Annotated in this window: 11 protein-coding genes, 1 tRNA gene and 4 pseudogenes; 8 read left to right on the top strand and 8 right to left on the bottom strand. The window is 29.9% G+C overall.

Annotated elements, in window-relative coordinates; all coding sequences use genetic code 11:
• Positions 1-758: 758 nt before the first annotated feature.
• The gene (locus tag ACSBRB_RS10530) at positions 759-1,013 is read left to right on the top strand and encodes a hypothetical protein (RefSeq protein WP_435032723.1); all 255 of its coding nucleotides are present in this window, start codon (positions 759-761) and stop codon (positions 1,011-1,013) included.
• Between the two features lie 397 nt (positions 1,014-1,410).
• The gene (locus tag ACSBRB_RS10525) at positions 1,411-2,019 is read left to right on the top strand and encodes a recombinase family protein (RefSeq protein ID WP_017176851.1); all 609 of its coding nucleotides are present in this window, start codon (positions 1,411-1,413) and stop codon (positions 2,017-2,019) included.
• Positions 2,020-2,167: 148 nt separating this feature from the next.
• Here the strand turns inward: ACSBRB_RS10525 and ACSBRB_RS10520 are convergent, their stop codons facing one another.
• Entirely contained in the window at positions 2,168-3,412 is a 1,245-nt protein-coding gene (locus tag ACSBRB_RS10520; RefSeq protein ID WP_145468642.1) for an aminoacyltransferase, read from the bottom strand.
• Positions 3,413-3,524: 112 nt separating this feature from the next.
• Here ACSBRB_RS10520 and ACSBRB_RS10515 point away from each other — a divergent pair.
• Positions 3,525-3,999: pseudogene (locus ACSBRB_RS10515) on the top strand (DDE-type integrase/transposase/recombinase).
• Positions 4,000-4,173: 174 nt separating this feature from the next.
• Here ACSBRB_RS10515 and ACSBRB_RS10510 read toward each other — a convergent pair.
• The 5 genes from ACSBRB_RS10510 to ACSBRB_RS10490 all read right to left on the bottom strand — a co-directional run bounded on the left by ACSBRB_RS10510 (position 4,174) and on the right by ACSBRB_RS10490 (position 7,554).
• Positions 4,174-4,265 (bottom strand) — tRNA-Lys (locus ACSBRB_RS10510).
• 282 nt (positions 4,266-4,547) lie between these two features.
• Positions 4,548-4,748 (bottom strand): hypothetical protein, encoded by a 201-nt coding sequence (locus ACSBRB_RS10505; protein WP_435032722.1) that lies wholly within the window; start codon positions 4,746-4,748, stop codon positions 4,548-4,550.
• A 1,063-nt stretch (positions 4,749-5,811) separates the two neighbouring features.
• Positions 5,812-6,183, bottom strand: a complete 372-nt coding sequence (locus ACSBRB_RS10500) for a plasmid mobilization protein (RefSeq protein WP_435032721.1) — start codon at positions 6,181-6,183, stop codon at positions 5,812-5,814.
• Between the two features lie 173 nt (positions 6,184-6,356).
• A complete protein-coding gene (locus tag ACSBRB_RS10495) occupies positions 6,357-6,773 on the bottom strand; it encodes a VOC family protein (protein WP_107640988.1) in 417 nt (138 codons plus the stop codon).
• Between the two features lie 187 nt (positions 6,774-6,960).
• Positions 6,961-7,554 (bottom strand): recombinase family protein, encoded by a 594-nt coding sequence (locus tag ACSBRB_RS10490; protein WP_000690636.1) that lies wholly within the window; start codon positions 7,552-7,554, stop codon positions 6,961-6,963.
• A 207-nt stretch (positions 7,555-7,761) separates the two neighbouring features.
• Here ACSBRB_RS10490 and ACSBRB_RS10485 point away from each other — a divergent pair, with 207 nt between their 5' ends.
• The 3 genes and pseudogenes from ACSBRB_RS10485 to ACSBRB_RS10475 all read left to right on the top strand — a co-directional run.
• Complete coding sequence (locus ACSBRB_RS10485) at positions 7,762-8,343, top strand: TetR/AcrR family transcriptional regulator (protein WP_001124173.1); 582 nt, start codon at positions 7,762-7,764, stop codon at positions 8,341-8,343.
• Positions 8,344-8,356: 13 nt separating this feature from the next.
• On the top strand, positions 8,357-8,893 hold the full coding sequence (locus ACSBRB_RS10480) for a hypothetical protein (protein ID WP_002451368.1): 537 nt from the start codon (positions 8,357-8,359) through the stop codon (positions 8,891-8,893).
• Positions 8,894-8,977, top strand: a pseudogene (locus ACSBRB_RS10475) (AAA family ATPase); the annotation flags it as partial.
• 464 nt (positions 8,978-9,441) lie between these two features.
• On the opposite strand, the gene ACSBRB_RS10470 reads toward ACSBRB_RS10475, so the two are convergent.
• On the bottom strand, positions 9,442-10,176 hold the full coding sequence (locus ACSBRB_RS10470; RefSeq protein WP_435032720.1) for a halocin C8 precursor-like protein: 735 nt from the start codon (positions 10,174-10,176) through the stop codon (positions 9,442-9,444).
• Between the two features lie 993 nt (positions 10,177-11,169).
• Positions 11,170-11,241: pseudogene (locus ACSBRB_RS10465) on the bottom strand (protein rep); the annotation flags it as partial.
• A gap of 284 nt (positions 11,242-11,525) precedes the next feature.
• Here ACSBRB_RS10465 and ACSBRB_RS10460 point away from each other — a divergent pair.
• Both ACSBRB_RS10460 and ACSBRB_RS10455 read left to right on the top strand, forming a co-directional pair.
• Positions 11,526-11,646, top strand: a pseudogene (locus ACSBRB_RS10460) (hypothetical protein).
• Between the two features lie 245 nt (positions 11,647-11,891).
• Entirely contained in the window at positions 11,892-12,413 is a 522-nt protein-coding gene (locus tag ACSBRB_RS10455; RefSeq protein WP_435032719.1) for a helix-turn-helix domain-containing protein, read from the top strand.
• The last annotated feature ends 44 nt before the right edge of the window (positions 12,414-12,457 follow it).

Here is a 12,457-nt window from a genome sequence, read left to right as displayed (position 1 = left end):
TTATATCTGAAATAGTTCATACAGAAGACTCCTTTTTGTTAAAATTATACTATAAATTCAACTTTGCAACAGAACCCATTTTTAAATGTATGCATATTTCCCTTATGCTCTTACAAAGCATTTTGGACAAAATCAAGATTTCGGTATTTTTTACAGAAATTTGCCCCTGCAGGAACTAAAAACCGGATTCACTTTTTGAAGGATTATATGCAAAATTTTAGTTTGCATGTAACTGGGCAGTGTCTAAAAAATTCAACACTGGATTTGCTTGAATTTTAATTTGTGAAATTAAGATATATTTATTTGGTTCACATTTGCGTTTTAAGAGCTTATATACGTTTTTAGGTATAAAACTATATGAATTACCCCTAAATCTTTAAAATGCCCCCTTAAAATTCAAAATAAAGGTATTTAAAATTTTAAATAGTTCTTGTGATAAAGTTTGCTAAAAAGGAGTGATTTTATGGCTGCTATTTGGTTATCAATTATAGGTATGTGGTTTTGTATTGGAATGGCATTTTTTGCTATCAAAGTGAGTAAGAATAAAAAGTAGACCACGTATTTATGCCGAGAAAATTTATTGTGCGTTGAGAAGAACCCTTAACTAAACTTGCAGACGAATGTCGGCATAGCGTGAGCTATTAAGCCGACCATTCGACAAGTTTTGGGATTGTTAAGGGTTCCGAGGCTCAACGTCAATAAAGCAATTGGAATAAAGCAACTAATTTTGGTAATTTGATAAAAAAAGGAGGGGTATATTGAGTAAGTTTTTAAAATATTTAATTTCAGCTATTCTTTTCACAATTGGCACATTTATTATAATTTTTGTTTTTGATTACTTGAAGCTAACTCCCAATGATAGTGGTTTTCTTAGTAATTTAAGTAACTTAGAATTGTTTTCTTTTTTCAATACACCTGAATTTAATGGTCTTTTTGTTTTATGTTTATTTATTTCTGCTTTAATTCTTATTTTTGGTTTATTGAGTGGTTTTAAAAAAGAGAGTGGCTCCTAATTTTTACTCTCTTTTTTAATTTTTAGAAACGAGTTGAAAACGAGTTTCTTCTTGTCTTGATATCAATAATAGATGTTATGTTTGGCTTAACCAATGAAGAGAAAAAGGAATAAGAAAGTATGGAAATGCGTAAAGTTGAATTTAAATATAAACTCGTTCTTACAGAAAAAAATGATGAAATGCTAGGATAATAAGCAGTTAAAATAGCAGTTCAACACATGTACACTTAACACAAGTGTTTATTGCACATGTGTTAGTTAACTAAATTATCTATATGAAATATGGTTAAAAGTACATGTATTATTTAGGTACACCCTAATCATACAAATGAGGTTATTGAAATTACAATAACTAGAACGTATGATTAGGGTGTATATTAATTATGAGGTGGAAATCAATGATTGTTGGTTATGCGAGAGTATCATCTATAGACCAAAATTTAGAAAGACAGCTAGCTAATTTGAAAACATTTGGCGTAGAGAAAATATTTACAGAGAAACAATCGGGAAAGTCAGTAGAAAACAGACCTATATTTCAAGAAGCACTTAACTTTGTGAGAATGGGCGATAGATTTGTAGTAGAATCCATTGATCGCTTAGGTCGTAATTATGATGAAGTGATTAACACAGTTAATTATTTAAAAGATAAAGAAGTCCAATTGATGATTACTAGTTTACCGATGATGAATGAAGTCATTGGCAATCCTTTATTAGATAAATTTATGAAAGACTTAATCATCCAAATATTAGCAATGGTTTCAGAACAAGAACGAAATGAAAGTAAACGTAGACAAGCACAAGGTATTAAAGTTGCGAAAGAAAAAGGGGTATATAAAGGACGTCCTTTACTCTATGCACCGAATGCTAAAGATCCTCAAAAACGTGTTATTTATCATAGGGTTGTAGAAATGTTAGAAGAAGGCCAAGCAATTAGTAAAATTGCGAAAGAAGTAAATATAACAAGGCAGACAATTTACAGAATTAAAAAAGATAATGATTTGCTTTAAAAAACCTTGTTTCAACGCAAATGAGATCATCTCATAGCATCCTAGAAATCACTATAATATTTTATTAATAAAATAAAAAAGAGAGCAAACACGCTCTCTTTTTTTACTTTACATAATAAATTGATTATAGGTAATTAATTTGTATAGCTTATGCATTCAAAAATTGATAGATTTTATAAAATACCGGATGTATAGGTTTAATAAAATCACCAATATATTCTTCAATATGTGCACCAAATCCTTTTTTAAATTGTTGCACTCCATAATCATCAGCATCTTTACTAAAGTCTCCTGTAACTCCATAAAAATTATATCTTGGAATTTGATGATCTAGTGCAAACTGGATCATATTCCATTGTAATGCATATGCTCCTTTAAATTGGTAAAAATTAGGGTTTGAACCACTAGAAAGATAGTAAACCTCATCTTTATTATATATATATAAAGCAGCTGCTAAATCTAAGGTATTACCTTCACTATTAATTAAACTTTGTGCTTCTTGAACTTTCTTTTTATTACTTTGAAGTTTTTGTTCTAATTGTTTATGTTTAGATTTACTTTTCTTAGAATTTGGATTTTCTTTAAGCTTATCTTTTATTGTTTCCATTGATTTATTTAATTTCACTCTTGTAATTTCAAGCTGTTTCAAATAATTTTGTAAGTTAATATAAGATAATTTAATCATTGAATTTTGTGGATACATCACTTGAGCTTCTTTAAAAAATTTATAAGGATTCTCTCTGTACTTAAAATTATGTCTTTCTTCAGCCATTTTAAACAACTGATAAAACCGGCCTGTTTCGGATATATCTAATGTAGTTGTTTCAACTCCCATTTCTAAGGATTTCTTGATATTCCGTCGTGTTTGATACTCCATATCTTTCCATATGTTATCTTTACTTTTATTTTTTAAATTCAATACAGACAACCAACGAATCTGACTTTTTTGAGAATAACCCACTGTATATCCTTGATGTTTATATCCTAATTTTGAAAGTTGATTTATTAAATGTGTATTATCAAAAGAATGTAGTATTTCTCCATCTGTATTTCTGATATTTTCTAAAATATACGGATCCAATGATGCAAATAATGTTCTGTGTTTTTTTAAATATTTAGTTAATCCTTTAAAAAAGCAATCAACAAGTATTTTATTATTATAGTCAAGAACCGGCCCCTTATGAGAATAAAAATATTTAAATATTTTTAACGCTCTTGCTTCAGATAGTAAACAAGCACCTATGACCTCATCATTGTCTTTAACTCCAACCAAGTGAACATCATTATTTTCATTTTTACGAAATCGATATTGATCTATAGATTGTGTGAAATGTACTGGTCTACTATGGATAAAATCTTCATATTCTTTTTCTGTCAAAGTTGTAAAATACATATAATTGTCCTCCTAGTTTCTGTTGCAAAGTTAAATTTATAGTATAATTTTAACAAAAAAAGGAGTCTTCTGTATGAACTATTTCAGATATAAATAATTTAACAAGGATGTTATCACTGTAGCCGTCGGCTACTATTTAAGATATGCATTGAGTTATCGTGATATATCTGAAATATTAAGGGAACGTGGTGTAAACGTTCATCGATGCAGAGGGACATACATTAGATATTTGGCTGCGTAAGCAACGAGATAATCATTCAGCATATGCGTTTATCAAATATCTCATTAAACAATTTGGTCAACCTCAAAAGGTAATTACAGATTAGGCACCTTCAATGTCTAAAGTAATTAAAGCTTTTAAACTTAAACCTGACTGTCATTGTACATCGAAATATCTGAATAACCTCATTGAGCAAGATCACCGTCATCTTAAAGTAAGAAAGACAAGGTATCAAAGTATCAATACGGCAAAGAATACTTTAAAAGGTATTGAATGTATTTACGCTCTATATAAAAAGAACCGCAGGTCTCTTCAGATCTACGTATTTTCGCCATGCCACGAAATTAGCATCATGCTGGCAAGTTAAGCGAACACTGACATGATAAATTAGTGATTAGCCATATTTTTTATTTTGCAGTAGAACCTTGAAGAGTATATTGGTGATTTTATCAAACCTTTCAAACCTCTTTTATTCAAATTTTTTATACTTAAAAATAAAATATAAAAAACACTCCAGTTATATAACTGGAGTGTTTTTTAGCGGAAGGAGAAGGATTCGAACCAACGCGAGCAAAAAGCTCCTAATTAATATTAAATATTAATCCCCTTATAGCCAGACTTGGGTATCCTTCCATACAAATACTAGATAATGATAACATCTATATAATATTAAGTCAATACAAAACGGCTGGGTTTTTAGGACCCAGCCGTTTTGTATTATTTTATAGTTTCTTATAAACTTCCTAAAGGATTATTATTTTTATTCCACCTAAAACTAAAATTTTCGCGTGATAATCCAATATCCTTATTTTTTCATTTTAAAGGGGTATTTAGAGTATGCTCTAAAATTATATCTTTAGTACCTACAAATCTTTTTTTCGCCTCTCAAAATAAGAAGAAACTCGTTTCCAAAACCTAAAAAACATTAGCTGTAATAACCAAAACTAAAGCACATATAATAGCTATTCCAGCACAGTAAATACTCAGTTTATAACTAACTCTTTTATTACTTTTACTTATAATTTTATAAATTTCATTTCCCCAGAGAACCAAAGCAGAAATTCCAAACACAACAAAACCTATTCCGAATACATAACCTAAAATGTCTAAAGTCATAATTTTTGCCCTCCCTTAAACTTTGTTTACATCAATACTAACAAAGAAAAAAAGGATCCAAACTAACAATATTGTTATACTCAAGATTGCTTTATTAACAACGAGCCTCTGAACCCTTAACTAAACTTGAAGACGAATGTCGGCATAGCGTGAGCTATTAAGCCGACCATTCGACAAGTTTTGGGATTGTTAAGGGTTCAGAGGCTCAACGTCAATAAAGCAATTGGAATAAAGCAACTAAGGAGTTGGTAATATGAAATTCAAAGAAGCTTTTGAGAATTTTATAACAAGTAAGTATGTACTTGTTTGTATTAGCTATGATTCAATTCACAACGATTAGGGAAAACGATTACTCATAGAAAATGAACAAAGGGGTAAATTAGAGAGAGATAAGAGTTTTTTTGAAAGGAAATATTTATGAATTTACCTGTTTTAATTATATTTATAGGAGAAATAACATTTTGGTTTTTCTTGCTAATTAGTGTTATTTTAAGATATCAACTTGGTTTTAAAAAGATTTCCATATCAATGTTGATTATGACGGTAATTATTAATATTTTACAAATGATCGTTATTTTTGTGCATCTATTTTATGGGGCAAAACCAACTTTTTTCATGGATTAACTGCTGTTTTTATAGGTTTTTCTTTGATTTATGGTCGTAGGACCATTCAATGGGCCGATAAATGGGCTGCCTACAAATGGTCAGCTGGAAGTAAACCTATAAAAGTAGATAAGAGTGCTAATATAAGTTATCAATGGAATGAATTCTACCGAGTATGCCTGTGTGTAGGTTTAATTACTACATTGATATTGATATCTTTCTTTTTTGTTCCGTTCGAGGATGCATTTTGGCTTATTTATTGGTTAGTTGTAAATGTTAGCATTATTATTTTTTGGTTATTCTTTGGCCCTTTAAAGGCCATTAAAAAAGCACAGACTAAAAGATAAATTAATTCAACCTGAATTATTCATGTATTTTCAAAAAGACGCTGTTCATTCACTCTAGAAACAAAATTAAACTTATCTTTGTATATAAATAAGAAAAAGACAGAGTAACCTAATTAAAGGGTTTCTCTGTCTTGTTTGAAATTCATAATAGCTTTTCTTAATTCTGTGTCATGTTTGAAACTATCAAAATCAATAAAGGCATTTTCATTTACATGTTCAAGAAAAAGGTCAAACAGATTAGCTTTTTCTTTGAATATATCTCTCTCGCTTTTTAAAGTGTTATTACTGCTCTTGAGTCGCTCTATGATTTCATGCAAATCATTCGTATTATCTTCGCTTTTAATAACTGTTGGCTTAATGCGATTACCTAAAGCAACAAGTTTTGTATAGCTGGTTGGGTTAAGATGACAAATTTCTGCTAATTTTTGAATTTTATTGTACTCATCTTGTGTTAAGTTAACGTTTATAAAAAATAGAACACGCATTTATGCCGAGAAAATTTATTGTGCGTTGAGAAGAACCCTTAACTAAACTTGCAGACGAATGTCGGCATAGCGTGAGCTATTAAGCCGACCATTCGACAAGTTTTGGGATTGTTAAGGGTTCCGAGGCTCAACGTCAATAAAGCAATTGGAATAAAGCAATATAGATTTGTTATCTAATAATCTTTAGAAGTTTGTTTCATTAATTTTTCAAAATCAGTATCGCTAATATTTGATTGAGTAAGTGTTATTAAGTGTCCATCTGGATCTTTTATTGTCATTTCTTTAGCGTTCCATGGTTGTTCTTCTAATTGACTTACTATAAATTTTTCTGAAATATTTTCTGACTTTTCTTCGATATCTTTTACTAAGATGTTTAAATATATTGAGTTTCCAACTTCAAAATCTCTTTGAGAAATTAGCATTAAATCTTGATATTTTTCTAGTCTTAAATGATTCATTAGCACTTCATTTTTATCATTTCTAAATTTAAAAACACTTTTAAAACCAAGTGTTTTTTCATACCATTTTTCTGCTTTTTCAATGTCTTTAACTAGCACTTTATTAAACATTGGCATTTGATAAAACTCCATTGTTTCCACCTCTTTTTTTATTTTTATTTATTGTAATGTATTACGGTACGTTAATGTCAAAAGGAGGTGGTTTTTGAAACGAGTGAAACGAGTTTCTTCTTGTCTTGATAAAGATTGATTTCCCAAGGTAAAAGGTTTTATTATATTGTACTTTTGAGTAGCTTCTTTACGTTTGGCTTCAGAAAAATTAGTTAGATACTTCTCCTTGTTTTTCATCTTCCTTGTCCTCCAATTTATTGAGGTAACGATAAATAGTTGTACGTGAAACTTGCCATTGTTCTGCTATTGTTTTAATGGGTGTGCCATTATCATAAAGCGTCTTAAGTAAATTCAAATCTTGTTTATTTAATTTTTCAGGCCTCCCTCCATATCTTCCTCTTGCACGTGCCGCAATTCGGCCAGCTGAAGAACGTTCTAAAATTAAATTACGTTCAAATTCTGCAAATGCTGCGAATAAATGAAATAATAATTGTCCTGTAGAACTTGATTTATCCATCGTTATATTTTCTTCTAAACTATGAAAACTCACGCCTCGTTCGTTAAGTTCATTAACTAATGTGATTAAATCCTCCATGTTACGTCCTAGTCTATCTAGTCTCCAAACAACAATGGTATCTCCTGACCTCGCAAATTCAATTGCTTTATCTAAACCAGGTCTTTTACTTTTTGAACCACTCATATGGTCATTAAATATCTTTTCACAACCATGTGTATTTAATCGATCTTCCTGTAAATTTAAATTTTGTAATCCAGTTGAAACTCTTGCATAACCTATTTTCAAAATACAAACCTCCTATATACACCTTCAGTGTACCATAACTTAATCACAAGGTCTTTTGTGAACATAGATTTTTTGTTGGGTTTTTGAACACATAATTCTATGTAATACATACTTATTTAGACATAAAAAACGAGTGTACAGAAAATGGGGGTGTTTTCTGTACACTTTTTTTAACACAACTGTATTAAAATGTGTTAACATATAACTATGCCAAAAATAATTAATCATAAAGAAAAGAAAAAACAAATCATTCAATACGCTTTCGACTCCATTGTAGAAAAAGGAGTTAAGGGATCTACTGTAAGACAAATTGCGAAATTAGCTGATATGACACCTGGACAGATTAGATATTATTTTCCGAATCATTCAGAGTTATTAAATGCTGTAATGTCTACAGTAGAATTAAAAGTAAGGAGGAGAATTGAAGCAATATTTAAATCTGAAAACCTTACTACAATAGATAAAGCAAAAGCGAGTTTATTAACAGTACTACCATTGGATAAAGAGAGACTAGCTGATATGGAAGTTTGGATGGCGTTTCGCAATGACATACATGAGTATGGTCAAAGTACACTTGATGATGGGTTAGATCAATTATGTAATAGTATTTTGACATTATTAAAAAACGATCATTTGCTGAAGAACAATGTGAATATTCATCTTAATTCGATGAAATTACATGCATTAATTGACGGTTTAGCTTTACATAAATTGCTTAATCCAAACGGTGTTTCAAACGATGATATTCAAATCATTGTTGATGAAGAAATAGTTAGATTAACGAAATAAAGGAGGACGGCCCGTGAATTTTATAATATGGCTTATAATTTTTTGTGAAATAGCCTTTTGGTTTGTAATATTACTTGGTTTAGTAACAAGATATATATTAAATCAACAAACATTAGGTTTATTCTTCCTTGCACTTACGCCTATTATAGATTTAATACTCCTTATAACAACGGTTGTAGACCTTATGAATGGTGCAACAGCTGAAATGCCACATGCTATAGCAGCAGTTTATATTTCAATTTCTCTTGTCTTTGGCAAAAGCATGATAAATTGGGCAGATGATAGATTTAGATATTATGTGATGAAGCAAGGTTCCAAACCTTATAAACTTGACGGTTTAGCTTACTCTAAAAACTATGCTAAAAGTTGGTTGAAACATTTACTGTCTTACATTATAGGTACTGGGATTTTACATTTAATTGTTTATTTAATTAATGATAAAAGTCGTACAGAAGCTATGGATGGTGTTATTCATATTTGGACAATTGTTATTATTATAGACTTAATTATTTGTATTTCATATTTTGTGTGGCCTCCAAAAAGAAATTAAATTATGGATATAAATGGTTTAGATAAAATAAGTACAGAAGTTGTAGAAACAGCTAGAGATAGTTTAGTTATAGGTATTCGATAATAGAAAAAGCAACGCATTTTAATATAGTGCGTTGCTTTTCTCATTTATTAGGTAAAATCATTCTCATATATCGAATAAAGTGACACATATAGATAATTTAGTTAACTAACACATGTGCAATAAACACTTGTGTTAAGTGTACATGTGTTGAACTGCTATTTTAACTGCTTATTATCCTAGCATTTCATCATTTTTTCTGTAAGAACGAGTTTATATTTAAATTCAACTTTACGCATTTCCATATTTTCTAATTCCTTTTTCTCTTCATTGGTTAAGCCAAACATAACATCTATTATTGATATCAAGACAAGAAGGAACTCGTTTCACTCGTTCCAATTTTAAGACCCCGAATTATTCGGGGTCTTAAAATTTTTACTTCTTTTTATTAAAATACATCAATGTAATTACAATAGAATATACAAAAAGAAATATCATTATAAACATTGCCATGTAATCACCTTTTCCTATTTACAAATATAGTTAGTTGCACCAGTACAGCCAAGAGATGTTATTAAACCGCAAATTGTGGCTAATGAAAATCCACCCCAACCGGTAGTAATACCTAATGCAGCAGCTGCTGCCCAACATCCTCCTGCTCCACCAGTACCGCATAACGCACCGACTGCCCACTCACACCATCCGCGTTCCTTAGGTGGTAAGTTTTCAAAGGATTCTTGTTCAATTTTATCTTTAGTTGTAATTTTAAAGTTTTTGTCATAGTAATGACCTTTTTGATCTATATTAAACTCATAGTAAGGTTTGTCATTTAAAGTACCCTTCATGTTGATATATTCTTTATTATCATGTTTAACAAATTTTGAATACATCATGTGATCATAAAAAATCTCTTTATTCGCTTCGTTATATTTTAATTCAATCATAGCAAGATTATTGTTCTTTTGAGCTAATTCTTTACCAAATATGTAATTAACAGAATACACATTAGTATTTTCTCCTTTATCTAAGTGAACAATAATATTTTCATCTTTTATTGAATCAATAGAAGTTGAGTTTGCATGTTCTTTATAAACCGCCGAATTTTTAACCATATTAATAACATCTTGTTTAGTTTTACTGTCAACATTACTCGTAGGTTTATTCACTTCTCCGCTTTCAGCTTTTACATCTTGAAACCCTGAAGGAATACAAAAACTTAAAAGTATAATAATAGATAAAATAGAGAAAGTTATCTTTTTCATTTTCCATCATTCTCCTTTATTAATAATTTGAATCCGATTTCATATTAACAAACACAAAAATTCATTTGTTCTATAATTCTCAAGTGTTCTATTTTCATTCCTAAGTGTTGCTTTATTCCAATTGCTTTATTGACAACGAGCCTCTGAACCCTTAACAAACCCTAAACTTGTCGAATCGTCGGCTTAATAGCTCACGCTATGCCGACATTCGTCTTCAAGTTTAGTTAAGGGTTCTTCTCATTGTTCAATAAATTTTCTCGGCATAAATGCGTGTTCTTGTTATAATTGAAATGAAGGAGGAGTTGTAGCTCCTCCGCCAGAACTAATCAATTAGTTCCGTAATTAATTTAACAATTGCTCTTAATAAGTTGAAAAGACTTATTAAGAGTTTTTTTGTTTGAACGTTTTATAATTAATAATCTCATTTTGCATTTTAAGGGGGTATTTAGAGCAAACTCTGTATTTCTTATGGGTTTTATACTCAAATCCCAATATAAGCGTTTAAAGCGTAAATATGAGCTTATAACAGAAAAATATCCCTACTTGATTTATACATAAAATATACACCGTCAAAAACTTAGGATATTTGCGTAGGATATTTTACATGAGCATAAGGAAATCCAGTACCACCCCTGGTGGTATTCAGCATAGCTGAAAGATTTTCCTAACATTCGTTGCACTCATTTGCTCATGCAAACAACACCAAAACCTTGATATTAAAGCAATTGAAGTAAATCCGTATTTTCAACCTACGAAACAGAAAAGTGTATTAGTACATATAATGCAACATGTTACACAAATACCACTCAGAGCTTCCACTAGGATATTTTTTTCATTGATTTGACGGTCTTTATTCAAGGTCTAGGATACGAATATCCTAGATTTGAACAACTCTAGGATATATAGGATATTCATTTTTTTGTATTTTTTGTATGAAAAGACTAAATATCAAAGTTTAAATCAACATAAAAAATGCTAGCTGATCAGCTAGCATTACAAATTCTTCAAGTAATAATTTTGTTTTTCAAAATTCCAAATTGCCGTAATTGAATGGGCTTTTTGTTCTTTTTCAGAAATACGTTGATTAACAATAATTGAGCGTCTAAAAAATAGATGGTATTGATTCGTCTATTTTCTAGACGCTGGTGATGTTATATATTCAAGTGTTGCATACTTTATGCATGTATCATGTATGCTTGCATATTATATACGTGCATACATTTGAAAAGTTATATGTTTAAACGTAACTTTAAAAAACTTGCTTACATCTATATAATAGTTAATGTAAGCAAGTTGGATTGATGGTGGCTAATCTCATGAAAATGGGGTGATGCCTATGGTTTTGGTTTTTGCTCCTAGAAAGGACTAGCATTGTCTGATTATGAAATGCTGATGATTTTTTTAACCATCATCGGTTTAGTATTAATTAGTAATAACCAAAAAAATAACCATCCAACTTTAGCCGGTTAATGGTTATTTTAATCGAAAATTATTAAAGGCTACCGTCTTTTTAACGGGCTTACTAAGGCACGAGTGTTAGCGCACTTGTGTCTTTTCTTTTGTCATTTTCAGTATATCCTTTCTTACTCTTTTTGTAAAATTAGATATATATTTTCTTTCAAGAATATAATTTCAAATTAACCTTCGTGTTATTGTCGTCCATCTGTCGGCAATTTTTCGTGTTCATTTTTTTAGGTGAGGAGTAGTTTATTGGTATGAATAAATCAAAAATTGCAGAAATTAGAAAACAAAAATCATTAACTCAAGAAAACTTAGCAGAAAAGTCTTACGTAACAGTGAGAACAATCCAAAGAATGGAGGCTGGAGAAGAAGTTAGTAGTGAAACACTTAAAAGTGTCTCAAATGCATTAGATGTTACAGTCAATGAACTATTCGAATCTATCTCGTCTTCTGATAAGGAGAAGGAAATAATGGAAATATCTAAAGAACAACAAAGGCAGTTTAATTATCGTAAAAATGAATTTTTTACGATTAGATTAATAACATTTGGTATTATTTTTATGTTTTTAGGACTATTTGGAATCTTTGTAGGTGAGTTAGAAGGTTTAGAACAAAATATTTACGGCATCATTTGGATTTTCGTTTTGTTTTTGAGCTTAGCAATAATGCATTATTTTTTAAATGTTTTTATTTCAAAAAAGTTAGATGAAAAATATCCTATGACTATTGGAATAAAAAATAGAGGGTTCTGTTGCAAAGTTGAATTTATAGTATAATTTTAACAAAAAGGAGTCTTCTGTATGAACTATTTCAGATATAA

Source organism: Staphylococcus auricularis (assembly GCF_051172115.1).
In the GTDB taxonomy this organism is placed as follows: Bacteria; Bacillota; Bacilli; order Staphylococcales; family Staphylococcaceae; genus Staphylococcus; species Staphylococcus auricularis_A.
Note: the sequence above shows the minus strand (reverse complement) of the source record. Positions and strands in the feature narration are given on the sequence as shown.